15 protein-coding genes are annotated in these 19,985 nt (G+C 49.8%); 1 reads left to right on the plus strand and 14 read right to left on the minus strand.

What is annotated here, in order from left to right; genetic code table 11:
* Positions 1 to 41: 41 nt before the first annotated feature.
* Positions 42 to 1,121, plus strand: a complete 1,080-nt coding sequence (locus ASF12_RS04420) for a saccharopine dehydrogenase family protein (protein WP_056030057.1) — start codon at positions 42 to 44, stop codon at positions 1,119 to 1,121.
* Position 1,122: 1 nt separating this feature from the next.
* Here ASF12_RS04420 and ASF12_RS04425 read toward each other — a convergent pair whose 3' ends face one another.
* The 14 genes from ASF12_RS04425 to ASF12_RS04495 all read right to left on the minus strand — a co-directional run bounded on the left by ASF12_RS04425 (position 1,123) and on the right by ASF12_RS04495 (position 19,951).
* Complete coding sequence (locus tag ASF12_RS04425; protein WP_056030060.1) at positions 1,123 to 1,779, minus strand: M48 family metallopeptidase; 657 nt, start codon at positions 1,777 to 1,779, stop codon at positions 1,123 to 1,125.
* 3 nt (positions 1,780 to 1,782) lie between these two features.
* On the minus strand, positions 1,783 to 2,259 hold the full coding sequence (locus ASF12_RS04430; RefSeq protein WP_056030063.1) for a GNAT family N-acetyltransferase: 477 nt from the start codon (positions 2,257 to 2,259) through the stop codon (positions 1,783 to 1,785).
* 124 nt (positions 2,260 to 2,383) lie between these two features.
* Positions 2,384 to 3,544 (minus strand): PQQ-binding-like beta-propeller repeat protein, encoded by a 1,161-nt coding sequence (locus ASF12_RS04435; protein WP_155972769.1) that lies wholly within the window; start codon positions 3,542 to 3,544, stop codon positions 2,384 to 2,386.
* Between the two features lie 167 nt (positions 3,545 to 3,711).
* Positions 3,712 to 4,923: a VWA domain-containing protein gene (locus tag ASF12_RS04440; RefSeq protein WP_056030068.1), complete on the minus strand. Its 1,212-nt coding sequence runs from the start codon at positions 4,921 to 4,923 to the stop codon at positions 3,712 to 3,714.
* A 3-nt stretch (positions 4,924 to 4,926) separates the two neighbouring features.
* Entirely contained in the window at positions 4,927 to 7,236 is a 2,310-nt protein-coding gene (locus ASF12_RS04445) for a DUF5682 family protein (protein ID WP_056030071.1), read from the minus strand.
* Positions 7,233 to 8,336 carry an ATP-binding protein gene (locus ASF12_RS04450; protein ID WP_056030074.1) on the minus strand — a complete coding sequence of 368 codons (1,104 nt, stop codon included), beginning with the start codon at positions 8,334 to 8,336 and terminating at the stop codon, positions 7,233 to 7,235. The genes ASF12_RS04445 and ASF12_RS04450 overlap by 4 nt, the downstream gene beginning before the upstream one ends.
* 59 nt (positions 8,337 to 8,395) lie before the next feature.
* On the minus strand, positions 8,396 to 10,183 hold the full coding sequence (locus ASF12_RS04455) for a hypothetical protein (RefSeq protein ID WP_056030077.1): 1,788 nt from the start codon (positions 10,181 to 10,183) through the stop codon (positions 8,396 to 8,398).
* Positions 10,184 to 10,212: 29 nt separating this feature from the next.
* Positions 10,213 to 11,652: an SWIM zinc finger family protein gene (locus tag ASF12_RS04460; protein ID WP_056030080.1), complete on the minus strand. Its 1,440-nt coding sequence runs from the start codon at positions 11,650 to 11,652 to the stop codon at positions 10,213 to 10,215.
* A gap of 170 nt (positions 11,653 to 11,822) precedes the next feature.
* Entirely contained in the window at positions 11,823 to 13,028 is a 1,206-nt protein-coding gene (locus tag ASF12_RS04465; protein ID WP_056030083.1) for an MFS transporter, read from the minus strand.
* A gap of 85 nt (positions 13,029 to 13,113) precedes the next feature.
* Entirely contained in the window at positions 13,114 to 13,665 is a 552-nt protein-coding gene (locus tag ASF12_RS04470; RefSeq protein WP_056030086.1) for a MarR family winged helix-turn-helix transcriptional regulator, read from the minus strand.
* Between the two features lie 163 nt (positions 13,666 to 13,828).
* On the minus strand, positions 13,829 to 16,396 hold the full coding sequence (locus tag ASF12_RS04475) for a LuxR C-terminal-related transcriptional regulator (RefSeq protein WP_056030089.1): 2,568 nt from the start codon (positions 16,394 to 16,396) through the stop codon (positions 13,829 to 13,831).
* Positions 16,397 to 16,761: 365 nt separating this feature from the next.
* Positions 16,762 to 17,472: a tautomerase family protein gene (locus tag ASF12_RS36275; protein ID WP_081418606.1), complete on the minus strand. Its 711-nt coding sequence runs from the start codon at positions 17,470 to 17,472 to the stop codon at positions 16,762 to 16,764.
* 170 nt (positions 17,473 to 17,642) lie between these two features.
* Positions 17,643 to 18,485, minus strand: a complete 843-nt coding sequence (locus ASF12_RS04490; RefSeq protein ID WP_056030091.1) for a YitT family protein — start codon at positions 18,483 to 18,485, stop codon at positions 17,643 to 17,645.
* Entirely contained in the window at positions 18,482 to 19,951 is a 1,470-nt protein-coding gene (locus tag ASF12_RS04495; RefSeq protein ID WP_056030094.1) for an NAD-dependent malic enzyme, read from the minus strand. Before ASF12_RS04495 ends, ASF12_RS04490 begins: the two co-directional genes overlap by 4 nt.
* Positions 19,952 to 19,985 lie beyond the last annotated feature (34 nt).

Consider the following 19,985-nt stretch of genomic DNA (forward strand, 5'->3'; position numbering starts at 1 on the left):
AATAACTTAAACATATAAACATTTAATCGGAGGTTCATTTTATGAATAGAAACAAGGTTCTTATCGTTGGGGGATATGGAGAAGTTGGCAGGCAGATCGCCCACATTTTACTTGAGCGGCATGCGAATTTGGAAATAGTATTGGGAGGAAGGTCACCGGAGAAAGCGAAAGCCTTCGAGTCTCAACGCGTACATACTGCCGTTGTAGATACGAATGCGGAAGATCCGCTCCAGCATGCAGGCGAGCATATTTCGCTCATCATTAGCGCAGTCAACGATTTGCAGGATAAGCTGCTTCTTGCTGCCGTGAGAAGAAAAATCCCGTTTATCGACGTGACGCGCTGGACGGAGCTATTCGAGCAGGCTTCTGCTAAATTGAGAAAGGTGGAGCTCCATGCTCCTGTCGTGCTGTCTTCGGGCTGGATGGCAGGAACGGCCTCGCTATTCGCTATGCTGCATGCCGATTCGCTTGACAACGTAGCTGTCGATATCCATGCCCTCTACTCCCTACAGGATAAAGCAGGCCCGGATTCTACCGCATACATGGATCGGATGACCATCCCCTTTCATATTACGGAAGCGGGAAGAAACCGGCTTGTCCATCCGATGACCGATCCGGTGAAGGTCCAGTTTCCCAATGGCTACAAGGCAAAATGCTATCGGCTGGACACCCCTGATCATGTGACACTGCTTAAGGCAAGCCATATTCACACAGCCAGCTTCCGCATCTCCTTCGACAGCAAAGCATCCACCTCTCTGCTTGTGGGACTCGTTAACAGCGGCATATGGAAGATAATCAGTGGAAAAAGGTTCCGCTCGTTCAGACAGCGTCTGCTCTACAATCCAGGTACCGGCAGCGCCCATCATGTGCTTATTCACCTAAAGGGACACGACCCTAATGGACGCCTGGTAGAGCGGCGAATCGCCATTTCGGACCCGCTTGGCCAGACTCACCTTACCGCTTTGGGAGCTGCTGTCCAAGCCGAGAAATTGCTGTTGATGCCTGAAAATGAACCGCTCGCCCCCGGCGTTTATTATCCAGAGGACCTGCCGGACTCGCGGATGGACAAGGCTGCGATTATGGGCTTTTTCAAACAATATGGCGTTCTTTTCTCCTACTAAATTAGAGCGTCATGAAGCTTCCGTATTTGGCCAAATACTGTTCCTTTTCTTTATAATCCGGCATAATGCTGCCTACGCGCCGCCAAAAGGAACGATCATGATTCATATGGAATAGATGGCAAAGCTCATGAATAATGACGTAATCAATGACATCAATTGGCGCCATCGCCAGACGATAATTGAAGGTCAAATGCTTAGTTGCGCTGCAGCTTCCCCACTTCGTCGTGGACTCTACGATTTCAACCGTTTTGGGCTTTACCTTCAGCTGCGCCTGATAAATAGGCAGACGTTCGCCAATTATTTTTTTGCAGCTTGAAAAATAAAACTTTTTGAGGTTTTTTCGCAGCTCCTCCTCTGTTAAACCGTTTGTCTCGATTAATTCATGCAGCAAATGCTCTTTGCCAAGGTAGAGAAATTTTTCTTTATCTTGGTATTGCTTCGTTTGGGGCGCTTTATTAGCCTCCCCAAGATGCCGCGTCTGCTCCAAAATCCATTTGCCATGCTGCCCGACGGCCCGTTTAATGACCTCTTCACTTGCCGCCTTCGGCGCTTTAACCGTGATGAAGCCTGAAGGCTCGATCTGAATGGAGATTTTCTTTTCCCGATTGCCATATTGAACATGAAACGATATCGTATGATTTTCAAATTCAATGTTCATCGGCTAGTTATAGGTCATCCAGGCTGTCGTGCCGAGCACTTCAAAGTTTTGTTTATACCAGAAGTTCCGTGATTTATCCAGCGTGTACACATACATTCTCTTTTTCGGATATTTCGCTTTAAGCCAGTTGATAAAGGAAGCCGCATGGCCTTTGCCTTCATATTCCTTCAGCACATCGAGCGCTTCGATAAAAACAAAATCCTTTTTATTTTTAATGTCGATATAAAAGTCTTTTTCCAAATATTTTTCGTCATCGCTAAAATAATCTTTTTCCGCTTTTTCGATCAGCTGCTTGCCGCTCGCATATTCCCAGATGACGCCGTATCCGACCATCGTCTCGTCTGTTTCAATTATATAAATGTTTTCCGGCAGCTCCGCTTGGTCCTTCTGGCTCAATTCGCTTGCATGATAGGTCGTCGTAATCTCGCCGAGTGTGTTCTGCATTTCTTTATCAAATGGTTTCGCTATAATGCTAGACATGATTTTGATCTCCTTTTTGTCTGAAAGCTTATCTTCTAGTCGCTCTGACTCGTGACCGTTATCATACCATATTCGATGTATTGAAAAAATAAAAAAGACACGGAGTGCCCTTTCCGTGTAGATTCTATTTCAATTTATATTTAGCTATTTTATTTGCTTTTTTCAAGTGAGAAAATACAGTATTGTCATTATAATAAATGATCTCAGCATCAGTATCATTTAGTACGAACTCTTGAAGTACAGATAATTTTTTCTGATCAAGAACATATTGAGCTGTTCTAAGATTTAATAATATATTATCGTCTCCTGTAATTTCTGCTAATGGATATATCGGAATTTCAGTATTCAAATTACTAAATGTTTGCTTTGCTACAAGTCCCTTTGTATTATACAATGAGACCGTTTTATTTAAGTAAACCATATAATTGTCTCCGGCTGCAATGATCTCTGAGTTTCCTGGAATATCACGTCCCCACAACACCTTGCCTTTTGATGAAAGGGCTATGAGACGATTGCCTGTTTTGTTCAAATTAGCCCTAAAAATAATATTCCCATTAGATAACAGCAGAGAATAGCTTAGATCTGTATAAGAGCCTTGCGGAAAGTTATAACGAAAAACTCTGTTCATCGAAGAATTGTAGATATCCGCTTTAAAATCTGTAAAGGATGCCGAATGATTTTCTACTATAATTAAAGTATCTGATACTTTTGCAACAGTCCCTTTAATTAATTTTTTAAACAATTGTTTACCTTCCTTATTATATCCATACACCGTACTTGTTTCCTCTCCAGCTTTAGATGAAGTAGAAACGACATGCAGCAATGTGCCATCTTTCATTAAGTGCATTTTTCCTTGATCTGGAAGTCGAATCATCCAATTTTCTTTGCCGCTTGCATGAATTGAAAAGAGAACATTTTCCCATTCAAAGTAGGCGTACACCGTTCCATTGGGAGCGTATAAAAAAGAATTATCTGTATTAAAATAACCAATGCCCGCTTTATAAAAATGATATGTCCATTTAATTTTCCCTGTGTCTAAATCAACAGCCTTCAGAGTATCATAAGGCCATGCTTTGGTATAAACTTTTTCATCTTGCATATGCATATAAACTGTTTTTTTGTTGGGCAACACATGAATGTCCTTTTTTACTTCCAGATAATCAGAGCCAGTCCCTTGTGTCCATTGAGGAGCTGGCAACTTGCTCCACTTTTCTGCCGAAACGCTTGCACTGGATGATAAGAATAATAGGCAAGAAACTAACAGAGCAGCAATTGATTGTTTCATGGAAAACGCAACCTTTCGATCATCAATATTTGGCCCATTTCTTTCATTAAAAATGGAAGAAATGGGCCAACTTTTATATACATAATACGACTATAAACTATAGTAGAAATGCAATTTTAAATTCCCATTTTACAGAAACATATAGGCTATAAGCTGCCGCTTCTGCCTTACATAGTCCCAATCCGCTTCGACAGCTCTGCCAAATCCTGTCCTTTCAGTGCGCCTTCCACAAGGGCAGGAAGCAAGGCGGGTGTACAGGCAAAGCACGGCGTGCCGTCGCGTGACAGCTGTTTGGCAAGTCCCTCGTCGTAAAATGGCTTGCCCTTGTCCGACAAAGCGAGCAGGCACATCGTACGCACACCCGATTCCCGCATTTCACGCATTCGGCGAATAAGCCCGGATTGATTGCCGCCCTCATAAAGATCCGAGACAATGATGAACAGCGTTTTCTTCGGCTCTTCAATAAATTGCTCACAATATTTAACCGACTTATGAATATCCGTGCCGCCGCCAAGCTGAATGCCGAACAGCATATCCACGGGATCGTTGGCACATTGCTCGGTCAAATCCACAACCTCTGTGTCGAATACGACTACTCTTGTATTTAGCGCCGGGATGCTGGCAAAGATCGAGCCGACAACCGAAGCCCAAATAATCGAATCGGCCATCGAGCCGCTCTGATCAATGTCAATAATGACCGTCCATTCCCTGCTTCGCTGCGCCCTGTCAAAATAATAAAATTTCTCAGGTATGATTACCCGCCGCTCCGTATCATAATGCTTCAAATTCCGCTGAATGGTCCGTTTCCAGTCCAGCCCGCTCAGGGACGGCAGCGGCGAATGCTGCCTCTTGTTGAGCGCTCCCGTCACCGCGCGGCGAATATCGGTTTCCAGCAGCTTCACCAGTTCATCTACTACCGCTTTCACAAGCAGGCGCGCCGTATCTTTCGTTTTCTCAGGAATTTTCCCCTTAAGCGACAGCAGCGTACCCACGAGCTGAATATCCGGCTTTACGGATGCGAGCAGTTCCGGCTCGAACAGCAGCTGCTTCCAGCCTTTGCGCTCCATTGCATCATTTTGAATAATAGAAACGACATCCTCGGGAAAAAACGACCTGACATCGCCGAGCCACTTGGACAGGTGGAGCGCCCCATGTCCTGAGCTTGACCCTCTTCCAGCTCCAGTGCCTGAGCCGCCCTTCGTACTGCCGACCGCACCGCTTTCATCATAAATGGCTGCCAGCGCCGCGTCCATAATAAGCTCTTCTTCCGTCAGGCCAAGCTGTCCGTCTTCATTGCAGCTAGCCAATTGGCTTTCCGCTTCTTGTCCCAAAATCAGCCGCCAGCGCGATACTGTATTTTCTTTCCGATTTTCCTCCATACGTTAAAGATCCTCAAAGTCAAAATCATTCAGATCGTCCAGCATTTTTATCTCTTCCTCCATTAGCTCACCTGTTATTATTTCTGCAGCCTGCTCCCCGCTTACTCCCCACAGCTCGCCCAGCAGCTCGCCGATCATCGTCTTCTCCCTTGAAGAGAAGGAGCTGAACGCTCTCCGTAAAAAGACAAGCGCCCGCTTAAACTCATCGTCCTGCAGCGAATTAATGTAATGGTTCAGCTGTTCCCACAAGCTTGTCCGTGAGAGCAGGCTGTAGCGATTGCGCATCGATAGCCCTTCAAACCAGCCTGCACCAAGATCAGCCGTAATGCCTGGGGAAAGACGCCGTGAAACTTCCGCAGCACACTGCTCCGCCGTAATTGCACCCCGTTCCATCAAAATAGCGCAGGCAAAGCCGGACAATTTGGGATTGCGGTCATCCCGCTCCGATAAATGCAGCAGCTCTTGCACCCACTGCTTGTCGTCAATGATTTCACTATGATCCTGCGAAATGCGGTTGAGCTCATTTATCGCCGTAATCATGCCGCCTGCTGCTTCATCATTGCAGCCCGCGCCATCCAGCAAATACAAGGAGCCGCGGTGGAACAGCTGCTCCAGCAGCGGAATAAGCGGCTGTGTATCTACCTTGCGAATATCGCCATAGCCAATAATCATCGATAATCCCCGTGCCGCCGCTGCAATTTGCACGACATCGCGGCTGTCGGCAGCCAGCGTCTGCAGCACTCTGCTGCCCTCCTCCATCTGCGAGGTCATTCCACAGCAGCAGGAAACATGAATGAGCGCCGAAGCTTCTTCAATAGAGCGGCAGGCAAGAAGCTTCTCACGAAGCACATAAGCACACGCTACTTCAATCGTTTCCCCGAGCAGCGTCGCTTCCACAACTTGAATTTCAGCTTCCGGCGACCACTGGATGAGCCAATTTTCCGCCCAGGTTGCTCCTTCCTGACCGCTTGGCTGACTCTTCACAAAAGATATGCCAAGCAATAGCAATCGGTGGCATAAGATGGAACGGTTTAAGTCCAAAAAGGCAGCTTCCACTGAAGCGACCCTGCGGTTTTCTCTGAGATCAAGCGTTAGGGTGCTGGCGACCGTCGTCTTGTACTTCTCCAGCTTTAATCTTTTTAACTGCCGGTTCAAATCGTCTTGAATAGGGGTTTGGCTCACTCCCTCTGCCAAGCGGCCTATCGCCGTTCCCACGTCAACTCTTGCCAGCGCCTCAGCGACAGCAGATAACTCCCCATGCCCGAGCAGCGTTTGAGCAGCATCATGAAGATCGCGCAAAGTAGGCGCACTGCCGTCATGCATTGCAGCGAGCGACTCTGCCATGCGTACAGCTTCAATCACCTCGGCGGTAGAGCGGTGAGTGCCCCCGCTCCTTACAAGTCTGGCAACCGAGGCGAGATAACGGTGTGGAAGCTGCTCCAGCATTCCGCCCTCCATCGCCTCCCACATCATTTGGAAATAGTGGGGCGCATCATTTCCGGCACCATAACCCGACATCGTCGACAGCTTATAATAAGAGTAAGGCATTAACGTATGCTTGGTGCTGCGGGATGGCAGTCCCGCTGCCTCTTCATCGCTCATCGCCGCTGTCAAATCCGCTAGTGCAGCAGCATGATAGGCGCCGCAGACGACCACGATTCGCTGGGGGTCATGACCTGCCGCAATCGTTTGCTGGATTTGCCGCCGCATATAAGACTCCCGTAATGCATTATAGGCATGCTCAGCCGGGTGCTCGCGCTGCTCCTTCGCCTCGCCAAGCTCTCGCATCTCCGCCGAAAAAGCGAGAATGGCTTCCCGGTATGCGCCGGGATTGGCATTATGCTCAAAGCTGCGCTCCCAATACATATCATAATCGCTCTCACCCGCAAGCTCGGCAATCCGGCTGTAAATGGAGCGTTTCTCCTCCCCTTCAGGTACAGCAGAAGGCTTCTTTCCCTTTGACCGGAGTGCATCCTGCAGCGCTAACGTCACGGAAGAAGGAAGGTCAATAAATGCCGCGGATGCGCCATGCTCCTTGGCCCATTTCATCGCCTGAAACTCCGGCGAATATACAGCGAAGGGCCATAACACCGTACGCACGGGAAGCTCTTCGGTAAAGGCTAATATGGCTGCGGGCAGTTCAGTAGCGGCATGTGTCAAGTGCTTGATCTCGCCAGTCGCATCCGAGGGGCCTTCAATAAGCACCGCCGTCGGCTCACGCTCATTCAGGTACTCAAGCAGCTGCTTCGCCCCGCCAGGAGACAAATGGCGCACTCCGAAAATAAACACCTGATCGTCAGCATTTACATTCACTCGTTCATCTCCTTGCACGCTTGATACAAATTCCGCCACTCCGCTCCCCGCTTCTTCATGACGTTGTCCAAATATTCCTTCCAGACGAGCTTGTCCTTATCATCATCCTTGACAATGGCGCCCTGCAGACCGGCAGCCAAATCGCTATCTGTCAGCTCCCCGCTGCCGAAGCTTGCGGCCAGCGCCATGCTGTTGGTCAGCAGAGAGATCGCTTCCGCAGTCGAGATGACACCTGCTGGCGATTTCAGCTTCTCTTTCTTGTCGAGCGTCATGCCGCTGCGCAGCTCGCGGAATATCGTAACCACCTTGAGCAGCGCCTCGTCTGCTGGAAGGGAAGCCTCCAGCTCATAGGACGCCGCAATTTCGCCGACCCTTTTTTTCACGATTTCAAGCTCTGTTTCTAGATCCGATGGTGCCGGAAGCACAATGATGTTGAACCGGCGCTTGAGCGCGGCAGACATTTCATTCACTCCGCGATCCCGGGTATTGGCTGTCGCTATAATCGAGAATCCTTTGCGGGCGCTCGTCTCTTTTCCAAGCTCGGGCACCGATATCGTCTTCTCGGAAAGGATCGAAATGAGCGCATCCTGCACCTCCGACGCACAGCGGGAAATTTCCTCAAAGCGGGCAATGCCGCCATCCTCCATCGCCCGCATAATCGGACTTTTCACAAGCGCCTCAGGCGTAGGCCCATTAGCCAGCAGCATGGCATAGTTCCAAGAATAACGCACCTGCTCCTCGCTCGTTCCGGCAGTTCCCTGCACGACGAGCCCGGAATTGCCATAGATCGCGGCTGCCAAATTTTCCGACAGCCATGATTTGGCGGTGCCCGGCTCCCCAATTAACAGCAAGGCGCGGTCCGTAACAAGCGTAGCAATCGCCATCTCAATTAAGCGGGTATTGCCGATATATTTAGGCGTAATGATTGTCTTGCCGGCTTTGCCGCCAATGATGAACGTCAGCACCGAGCGAGGCGACATTTGCCAGCCTGCCGGAATTTTCCCTTTGTCCGCCTTGCGCAGCGCCTCCAGCTCGTGACTGTACAAAACCTCTGCCGGCAGCCGCATCATATCCTGAAGCTGTTCTTGATCTGTTGTCATTCGTACATCTCCTTTAAGTTTAAATAGGCTGTTGAACATTCAGCGTTAGGGCAGCCCCCTTATTTTCGCAATAAGCCGATAATTTCTTCCAGTTGTCTCGCACAGTCATATCTATAGCTAGGAAGAATAGCTTCCAAACGGTCAGCATAGCTCTTAGGGAAATGAAACATCAAATGGAACAGATAAACGGAGAAGCTGTACAGGCTTTTGTCCTTTGAATCCTCCAAAATCTCCATCAACAGCTCGAGGCGCCGAGTTTCTTCCACTCCGGCATGCTCCAATCCTTTAAAAACATGCACGCCAATTGTATTTAAACCGCTTTTCTTCTTCTCTTTCCACTCTTGCAGGCTCTGCAGTAGAAATTCTTCTACCCTCTTGTGCCCGGGACGTGCAAAAACAGCGACCAGCTCCAAATGTTTACGATCGATGAGCCAGTCCAGCCAGCGGGCATCCCAAGCTTCAACCAGCGGCGCTGCAGTATTTATCTCCCCATTGTAGTAGTCATAGCTGCCTACCATATACTCCATCGTATCGAGCAGTTGGCGCTCGCGAGCGCTTGATGCTTTGGTGACGACCGATTTCAGCTTGCTCGCAGTAGAACCCACATAATGCATGTATACTTCCTCAGGAGGCAAAAGGCGCTTCGCCATGCGGAATGAATACGGCAAATAACGATGATTTTTGTGATCCAGCTCCTGCAGCAGGCTTAATACTTCCATGGAATTCGTTTGTTCCAAATATTGCGCTGCTTTGTCCAGCAGCGTGATCCAGCTTAAAGCGGTGAAACGGTCCGCTTCACGCACAATCTGATCATAAAGCTCCTCAAGCTGGGGCATGCGCACATATTCGAACGCTCTCAAAAACGGCTGGACTTTCGCCCACGCTTTATCGCTAGCCTTCTCATCCTTATTATTCACTGGAGCCTGATCCAGCTCTGCCCTAAACAGGGGAATAAGCCTTTCCGTCAGCGGCTCAGAGGGCCAGCTGTTGAGCGCTTCTGCCGCAAGCTCGATGTCTTTTCCAGAAAACGCCGCAAATAAACGCTCTGTGCCCTGCGCAGAAGCTCCTGCTGCCAAGGCGGCATAAGCCGCTTCACGAATGGGCTTCTTTTTGTCCAGCGTCCAGCCTATTAAGGCATCGGCATACTCCTCATGAGCGGCAAGACATTCAATGGCAGCGACCCTAATTTCATCTGCCCCATTCTCCGCCGCATCAAAGATGAGATCCAGCTCCGCCGCACCACCTGCCTTATAAATAACACGCAGCTTGCGCACATCGCTTTTGCCGCCGGAGCGGTTAAAGCATTGGATCAAATACGGAACTACTGCTGAGCCATAGGCGGGCAAAATTTTATCCATGGCAAATTCGGCCATTTCGGAATAGGGATCGTCCAGTGCACGTATCGCAAATGGAAATAGGCGCAAATCGTTGAACAGCCCTTCGGCAAAAGCATCGGTCACGATTTCGTAGCGGCCGCTGCCTGTCGTAGAAAGCGCCTTTTGCACCTCGGCCAGCTTGCGATAGGAGTAGCTTGTGGATAATGGAACCCCTCCGCCTGCCAGATCCAAAACCTCGCCATCCACCGCTGTATGGCCTTGCGTGTAGAGCACGGAGCCTAGCAGCACGGCCAGCTCTTGCAGCTTCACAGCTGCTCCCGTGCCTTCGGCTGATTCAAGCAGCGCTGCAATGCCCTCTCCCAATTTTTTGAAAATGGCTGCGCGTTCGCCTAGCTGCTCGAATTGCGGCAGAAGGCGCTTCAAACGAAAATCTCCCGCAGCCAGGTCGCTCCCGGCAATATAAAGCCTTCTTACCTCTTGATGAAGCTCTTGCAATAACGCTGTACTCATGGGTTGTCCCCCTAAATTGATAATAGAAGCTAGTATAAAAGCCGGGTTATATTTTCACCCTTTATGATAGTCAGCGGCTGGGCAACAAGCCGCCCTTGGTCCATCCGGTGCTCAAACATGACCAGAACGCAGCAGTCCTTCAGTTGAGTGTCATTCAGGTAAGGCAGCAGAGATACGGTGCCTTGCGGCAGCGCTGCAGCATCCTCCAGCACAAGCTGTCCTCCCGCTTCGTCTATTAGCGCAAACTGCCCGCTTTCGGTTGCTCCGACTTTGGCGGCGTGCAGCAGCATAACTGGCGACTTGTCGCCGAGCGGGTTTTTCAGCTGGTTCTTTACACGCTTGACCGCTTCTGCATAAGTACCGTTCGCCTTGGAAGATACGTTCGCCAAATCAGCAGCTGTCACAGCTCTCGGCACCATTTCCTCAAACCGCACCCGGGCATTCATATCTCCTGGATACTTGTACAAGGAAGGCACCTGAGCGACTTCAAAAAAGCTGTCGTCCTCGCGCATATGCTTTGCCGCTTTGCGGGGGCGATATTGCACGGTGCGGTGAATTTCGCCGCTAGCCGCTTCAAGCCAATAGCCGACATCTACAAACTCTTGTCGGGCATCATCGTCATAGCTGTAGAAGGCCAACTGCAGCAGCTCTGCTTGTTCTGTTACAAGGCCAAATTCCTTCAGCTCGGTTAACTGCCAGGCATGGCCCAGCCACTCCTCAATTGTTGACGTATGGTCCAGCGCAAGCTCCGGATCTTCCAGCTTGGAGAGCAGATAAGCTCGTCCTTTCTTGATAAAAGCATGCAGCCTGGTCAGCTGTTCCGCCGCATCGGTATAACTCGCTTCCCGGTCACGTTGATCGGCGAGCAGCAGCGCAAACCGCCGCAGCTCAACCTGCGCGCCCGACAAATAATAGTTGCCCAATTGCTTAACGTGCTCTTGGATAGCTTTAAGCATTTTGCTGTCGATGGTGCCAAGGCCGCTGCGAACGAGCGAAAGAATGAGCTTTTCCAGCACATCAAGCCCCTCTAACTGGGAAGCTATTTTTTTCTTCAGGGCTGTCTTGTTCACCTTCTTCGGTTTTGGCGGCTCATCACTATTTTCCTTTTGTGCTTTATTTTCAACGCGTTTTTCTGCTTTTTCGCGTTTGCTTATAATATCTTCAGGAATTGGCGCCACTTCAAAGGACAACCCATCCGTGTACGCGTATAATAAGCCTAAGCCATGCTTGCAAGGAAATTGGCGGCTAGGGCATGTGCAGCGAAAGGTCGGCTTCTCTGGGATGACAAAGTCAACCGAGCACTCATAGTTGGACTTGCCGCTGCCTGAGCATTGCCCAAACAATAGCTCCCCTGCCTCGGAACGGTTTAATTGCACAAAGCTGTTTTTCTTAACGAGTCCTTGCCCGTTCTTGATAGCCGCAGCATTCGGAGCAAGCGAATCGACATAGGATGCTGAAATTTCAAGCAAAAAAGATTCCTCCCTACTCATTTCCTATAATTTACTTCACATTCTATTATAAGACATTTGCTATTATTTTTGAAAGAGCATTAGAATCTGAATAAATCATCTATTTTTAAATATTTTGTTATAAAAATAGGTCTTTCTACACAGAAAATATTGTAATTAATCTATTTTTACTATTGTTCATTATCACGTCGGATTAGGCACGCCGCCAGCAAGCCGATGCCGAGCACAAGCGCCAGTAGGAAGAACGTTATGCGATAACTGCTTATTTTCATGAAAAATAACGAAAGCATCGGCCCAAAGCTGGTTCCCGCGAACAAAATAAACGTATAGACGGATACGGCGATCCCCCGCGATTTCCCGCCTAACTGCCCAATCAGCGACACAAGTGACGGGACAGCGAGTGCTATTCCAGTAACAAATATGACGCTCATTACGATTAATAAGGGCAGGCTGCGCGCGAGCCCCAAGGATGCCAGTCCCGCAACCGCTAGCATGAGCCCGCCTCGCAGCACCAAACGGACGCCAAGCCGTTTCGCAAGCGCTCCTGCGAAAGGGGAAACGAGCATACCGACTACTCCTATGGCACGTACGTAAAGCAGCTCCTGTTTGCCTAGTCCAAAAGCCGGTCCGCTTAAATAGCTGCCCAGCACCGTATACATGCTCACGAAGGACATAAGCAGCACGAAAGCGACGATGTAGCTTAGCACCAAATAAGGCTGCTTCCACACGGTTCCCATTTCCCGCAGCGGTGCCCAAACGCTCGCATGCGCTTGCTGCGCATTCCCCTTCGGCAGCAGCGACTGTACGAGCAGTGCTGTCACGGTATATACAACGGCAAGCAGCATAAAGACGGCATTCCAGCCATAATGCTCGCTTATTAGACTGCTCATGACTTGACCAGCGATTCCCGCGACCAGAAATCCGGTGCTAATAAAACCAATCGTCGTTACCCGTCTCTCTATCGGAAACATTTCCACAGCATATGCAAGTGCCACAGGCGAGAAGGTTGCAGCCGCAGCCCCCTGCAAGCCTCTAAGCACAAGGAGCCATGGAAATTGGTCAACTAAACCAATCGCCAATGATAGCACCGTTAGAGCGGCCAGCCCGATAACAATAATCTTTTTGCGGCCATACTTTTCGGATATTGCCCCATACAGCAGACAGCCTATCGCAAAGCCGAGCGAAAAAATGCTGCCTGCGGCGGCAGCTTGGGTCAGCGTTACGCTGAAATGCTCCGCGAATAGAGACAGCAGCGGCAAGGTAACATAGAGACTAGACATAACTGCCATACCGGACCAGCACAAAATCAAGGTCATAACGGAATAGTTGGCAGATCGAGCGGGTAGAGTGACAGATGAAGCATCTTTTTGTAACATACAGCACCTCTTTCAAAAAAATGATTGGATCCTTTATAAGGGTTCACTAATTTAATTAGATTATCTAACTATTATCACAAAAAAATTATCTTCCCACCCCCAGTCTCTTTTCGATGCTTGCATTCAGCTTTACCATTACCTTGTCAAAAACCTGCTGTTCTTCCGGCTCAAGCCCGATTGGCAAAGATGAACAGGTCGACCAAAACACCGGCAATATTCGGCTCACTAAGTCGCGGCCCTCCGATGTAATGCTCACATGAATCATGCGGCGATCAATAGCGCTTTGTTCGCGGGCAATCCAGCTGCGCTTCTCCAGCCAATCCAGCAGAGCCGTTACCGAGGCTCTGCGAATGCCAAGCCGCTCAGCAAGCGCGGATGGCGTCACAAGCTCCCGGCCTTCATGCAGCGTTAGCAGCAGCAGCAGATCGAATTTGCTTTCGGTAATGCCAAATTCGGCTAAGTCGTTATCCATGACGTCCAAAATATGATCGCCTAGCCACAGCATAAGCAGTCCGATTGAAGCCGATTTCCGGTCCGTGTCCTGTGCAGCCGTAGCCTGCATGAGCTCCAGGTAGGGACTTGCTCCGAGCTTTGGCAGCTGCTCAGCCGTAAGCTCCTTATTATTTTTTCTAGCCATTGCGTACCTCCGCCTTTGCGGCTGCCTTGGTATCTCGTTTTTGCAAGGCAACGATTATAGTTAGATAATCTAATTAAATTTAATTTACGCTATTTTTTGCAAAAAGGCAAGGGCGTCTATGAAAAAATAAGCCTTGCCCCGCGGCAAGACTTTCAAATCCAATTTATGACAGAAAAATATTAGATTCCCTAGCAACCTGCAGCGCCTGGACGCGATTGCTCACACCAAGCTTTCTATATATGCTCTTAATATGCCACTTTATCGTCTCGCTCGCATTGCCGAGCTTGGCGGCGATTTCCTTATTTGCCAAGCCATCAGCAATGAGCCGCAGCACCCGCATTTCCTGTTCCGTTAAAATCATTTTCACCTGCTGCTTCTCTCCTGCTTCCACATTCAAAGCAAGAAGCAATGCCCTAACATAATCCAGCGTCACAACGGGCACCCGCTGCTCTTTAACGCTCTTATATGCATGTCTATTCCGTGTATAAGCGATTAGCAATAAGGCCATCCGTTCGCCTTCATCAATGAAGCTGCGAATGTAGCCTTCCGGCTCGGCAAGCCGCAGCGCTCCCTCCAGCTGTGCAAGCGCAGCATCCATCCGGCCCATTTGCTCAAAAATTAAGCTTTGCAAAATCATGCTTTTTATGCGGTCGCGAAGCCGGTCCTCCGTGCTTAATAGCTGAAGCAGCCGCCCTAGCAAATGCAGCGCATCGTCCGGCCTGCCGCAGGCAGCAAGCACTCTGGCCAATATGAGATGCTCAGGCACACGGCCTAGCGATACTTCGTCCGTATGCCGCATGCCGCAATGATGGAGCCAATTTTGCGCCTCTTGGATGAAGCCTTGCCGCAAAGCAAGCCGAGCTTGCTCCGCTTCAATTCGCAAATGGAACAATACCGCATCGGGAGAATCGATATGCGACTTTAGCTGCATGAGCAGCTCCGCGGCCCGCTCGCTATTTCCCTTAGCCTGCTCAATTTGTGAAGCGCTAACCGCTAATTGAATCATAATTCGGGCAAAAGGCTTAATATCGCCGCGTCCAAGTGCTTGATTCGTATAAAACGAAGCGTCATCCAGCCGATTCCATTCATAAAGCAATTTGCTGTACGACACGTTGAGGAAGCCGATAAACGGGTATTGTTTTTTATCCTCCCATGCTTTAATCCATCTCAGTAAAAATGCACCAGCCGCATGAAGATCGTTTATAAATGCCAAGTGGTCGTCAAAAGCATCATAGCCTTGATAGCGATTGCGTCCCATCGTTTGAAAAAAACTGCCCTCTGGCATGTATTGCTCCATTTGCTCCAAATATTCCGACGTCAACTTGAGGTCTTTATGTAAATAGGAAACGATGGAGCAAAAGAAATAAATGTTGCCCATTGCCCGCTTCCAATCCGCTTCAGCTAATTGCTCTTTCAATAAAGCAAAGCGAATTCGGGCTTGCTCTATTTTGCGGAAAGCGGCTTTCCATTCCCCCACCCCGAGCAGAACCGAAATATAAAACATTTCAACCATCGGCTTATCTGCAAAGGTGCTTTCCGGCAAGACGGACAGCCATCTATTTAATACAACGCTTTTCGTTTGCATGAAAGCAATGAGATTTTTCTCTATTAAACGTACGGCATCGCTATACTGCTGGCCCTGCAGAAAATGCTCAACTGCCCCCTGCTCAAACCCCTGGCTCTCCAGCCATTGTGCGGCACGAATGTGCGCTTGCAGCTTTTTATCCGGCTTTTCCCTCAGCAGCAGCTGCTGCAAAAAATCCGAAAGCAAATGATGATACCGATACCAGCCACGCTGCTCGTCAAGCGGGATAATAAATAAATTCAATCGTTCGATTTTCTCCAATTGCGCCTGGCTGTTGGCACAGCCCGTTACCGCCTCGCATATAGAAGCGTTCAACCTTTGTAAAATTGACGTTTCCAGTAGAAAATCGCGCAATTGAATCGGCAGCTGACTAAATACTTCCTCCAGCAAATAGTCCGAAATATGATGATGATGCCCATTAAACTGCTCAATCGATTCCGGAATATTGCCGCTCTGCTTTAAGGAAATGGCAGCCAGCTGCAAGCCGCTGATCCAGCCCTCCGTCTGAAGGCACAGCAGCGCCACCTGTTCTTTCGTTAAATGCAGCTCTGTCAAATCGCGAAAAAAAACAAAGCCTTCCTCCAGCTCAAACCGCAGATCGGGCATCTTGATTTGATGAAATTCCCCTTTTGCCCGCAGCTTTGCTGTAGGAATGGGAAGTTCATTGCGGCTGGCGATATATATATGAATATGGGCAGGCAAGTGCTCCAGCAAATAAATGAAAGAATGCTGAATAGACGGCAGTTCAATAAATTGAAAATCGTCAAGAATGATGGAAAGCTCGCTATCCAAGCCGGCAAGCTCATTCAGCAGCATGCTCATCGCAGGCTCTGCGGATACCGATGGCCCTTTCTCTATCAAGGCTCGAAGGGAAGGAGCAAACCCGGCAACACGGGCTTGAATGGACGCTGTCACATAGCTCCAAAAGGCAATCCAATCATTGTCATGCACATCCAGTGAAACCCATGCCACTGGCGAGCTGCATAATCTCGCCCACCCGCTCAAGGCTGTCGTTTTCCCATAGCCGGCTTGTGCGGAAACGACGGTCAGCTTCGCTTTCATTCCCTCTTCCAGCTTGCTCATCAGCTTCGGCCGAAATACTAAAGGGCTGCGAATAGGAGGAATATGAAGTTTAATGCTTGCCATTACTTGCGGACACCTCCGAAAATGCCTATGTATCAATACCCATTATTTCAGGCCACCCCCTAGTATAGCAGAAAACAGGGCAATAAAAATACGGCACGTACTGTTTGACCAGTACCCGCCGTATTAGATAGGTTAGCTTATGAATTAACGATTGTTGAGGTGTCCCACAGATGGGCAGCGTCTCTAAGTGGAGGCGTTGCCGCGATCTGCAGTATAGGCTGGCACCATTGGAGCTGAGCAGCTCGGCTGATGCCTTGAGAGGCAAAATGCGTCGTATTGTGTCACCGAAAAAAACAATGCTGTATTCTTGTTTATCATAATAGGAAGCAAGCGATTAGAAAATCCCCCGTTTGGGGGGGGGAGGATCAACTCGTTTCTTGAAACAGCTGCTTCGCTGCTTGGATAGCAGCTGCGGCACGCGGCCAGCCCGCGTAAAAAGCAAGATGGGTTAATGCCTCTACGACCTGCTCCTCCGTCAAGCCATGCTGCCTCCCTAGACGAATATGGAAGGGCAGCTGCTCCGTCGATCCGGCGGCCACTAATGCAGATATCGTAAGCAGGCTGCGTTCCCGAAGCGACAGCTGCTCTCTTTTCCAAACCTCTCCGAAGAGCAGCTCCTCCGAATATTGGACAAAAGCGGGCGCTATATCTCCGAACGTTTGCCGGACATTTGAAGCGATCGCTTCTGGAGGGTTAATCATTTGGGCGATCCCGCTGCCGAACGTCCAATCTTCCAGTTCCGTCCCGACGAGCATGATGAATACATCTTCCTCGCGAATGGCCAGTTCGCTCGCCAAACGCTGCGCTACCCTTTTATAAAAATGCTGCTTTTGCACCGTGCTTCTTCCAGATTTCAAAGTAATTTGGATAAAAAGCAACTCTTCGGTCCGCCTAATATTTAGATAATGGGGACTATAATAAAATTCGCTTGCCCGATGCCCATGGAATACTTGAAAAAAATCGTCCTCCGGCACATGGAAATGCTCCATAAGAGCACCCATAATAACCTGACTAATGGCTGACAGCTGTGGCTCATCATATTTATTTTCCAAATAACTGACTCTGACGAATGGCATGCTGGCTTCCTCCTTCAATTGGATGCCCTCATTGTACGCCTTCCTCACTTATTTGTATAATTGAATAAAATCATATTCTTATTCAATTATACCGAATAAGATGGTTGGCTATTTATACAAGGAGCTGTTCAGCAGCAATTTGAAGGAAACAAGGCCTAGGCCTACAGCGCTCACTCTTTTTCCCGCAGCGAGTTGAACCCCTCTCCGAACACTTCGACGACGTCGTGAACGGTAACAAAGGCGTAGCGGTCCGTATCGTGGACCAGCTTTTTGAGCCGGCCTACTTCGGAGCGGCTGACGACGCAGTAAATAATTTTTTTCTCGGCATCGCTGTAACCGCCTTTCCCGTGGAAAAACGTCGTGCCTCGCTGCATTTCCGTGTGGATGCGGGCTGATATTTGATCGGCATGGCTCGTAATGATGATCGCCGCTTTGCCTCTTCCCGAGCCTTCCATGACGTAGTCAAGCACCCGCGTGCCCACGAAAACGGCCACAATCGTATACATCGCCCGTTCCCGATCCAAATAAATAAGCGACAGCACAATAGTGGCGCAGTCGAACATAAAAACGCTTCTTCCGACAGGCCATCCCCAATACTTTTTGAGCACCTGCGCCAAAATGTCCGTTCCGCCGCTCGTCCCGCCATACCGGAAAACAAGGCCCAACCCGACGCCGACCGTCACGCCGGCATATAAGGAAGCCAGCAGCAGATCGCTCATAACAAAATGAAAGTCCCGAAAGATGTATACAAAAAACGAGAACATCAACGTTGCAAAAACGGTATAAGCCAAAGAACGCCCTCCGAGCGCCTTCCAGCCAACAAAAAAAAGCGGGAGGTTAAGCAAAAAATTGGTTACCCCTGCATCCCAGCCAAACATATATTTCAGCAATAAGCTGGCTCCGGTAATACCACCCTCGGCCAGCCCGTTAGCTGCATTGAAATAGTTGATGCCAAAGCCCATAATCGCCGAGCCGACGAGGATGGCAGCACCATTTTTCAAATGCTCGTTCATGCAAATTCTTCCTGGAGCCGCGCTTCGGCCGCCTCGTTCGTGGTCTCTTGGCTGAGGCTCCGGCGCGCTACGCCCGACTGGTAGGCTGCGGCAATGACGGCTTCCCGCACTTTTTCCACAACATGTTGGTTAAATACGCTTGGAATAATGTAGGACTCATTCAGCTCCTCTTCCGTAACGACGGAAGCGATCGCGCTTGCCGCGGCCAGCTTCATCTCCTCCGTAATTCGCGAGGCGCGGCAGTCGAGGACGCCGCGGAACAAGCCCGGGAAGCAAAGCACGTTGTTGATCTGATTCGGGTAATCCGACCTTCCGGTCGCCATCACGCGGACGTACGGCTCCGCTTCTTCCGGCGGAATTTCCGGCGTCGGATTCGCCATGGCGAAAACGATCGGATCGCTGGCCATATTTTGTACATCGTCCACACGGAGCACCTTAGGCCCGGACAGTCCGATGAATATATCGGCGCCGCTGATTACCTCTCTCAAAGTGCCGCTTCGGCCCTCGGGATTCGTATGCTCGGCAAACCATTGCCACGCAGCATTGTCATAGGTTTGCCCCCGCACGATAGCGCCTTGCCGATCCACGCCGATAAGGTTGGTCACCCCGGCGGCAAGCAGCATTTTGGTGCAGGCGATACCCGCCGCTCCGATGCCGCATACGACTACCTTGCAGCGGCCAAGCTCTTTTTTCACCACTTTGACGGCGTTCAGCAATCCTGCTAGCAGGACGACCGCCGTCCCGTGCTGGTCATCATGGAAGACGGGGATATCCAGTTCCTCGATCAACCGATTCTCGATTTCAAAACAGCGCGGCGACGAAATATCCTCCAGATTGATGCCGCCGAAAGTCGGCGCGAGCGCTTTGACAATTTGAATAATTTCTTCGGTGCTCTGCGTATTCAGGCAAATGGGAAACGCATCCACACCGGCCAATTGCTTAAACAGCATCGCTTTGCCTTCCATAACCGGCATCGCCGCCTCCGGCCCGATATTGCCGAGTCCGAGCACCGCAGAGCCGTCGGAAACGACCGCAACCGTGTTGCGCTTGATCGTCAGCGAATGCGCTTTTCTCGGGTCCTCGTGGATCGCCATGCAGACTCGCGCCACGCCCGGCGTATAAACGCGCGACAAATCCTCGCGGTTTTTGATCGGCATTTTCGGCACCATTTCGATTTTCCCGCCGAGATGGATCAGAAAGGTTTGGTCGGAAACATGCAAAACTTTGATGCCTGCCAATTTTTTGACAGCGCTTACAATAAAGTCGGAATGCTTATGATCGCTCACGTGAACCGTAATATCCCGAATCGTCGTCGCTTTGCCGGATTTCGCGACATCGATCGCAATAACATCCCCGCCGGCATCGCCGATCGCTGTCGCGATCTGCCCGAACGTCACCACATCCTTGGCGATTTCCAGCCTAATAATAATACTTGTGCCTCCACTTACACTCGCCTTTACCGTCATTCACGATCACTCCCAGTCCACAAATTGCCGCTGC

Origin of the sequence: Paenibacillus sp. Leaf72 (genome assembly GCF_001422685.1) — a bacterium.
Taxonomy (GTDB): domain Bacteria; phylum Bacillota; class Bacilli; order Paenibacillales; family Paenibacillaceae; genus Pristimantibacillus.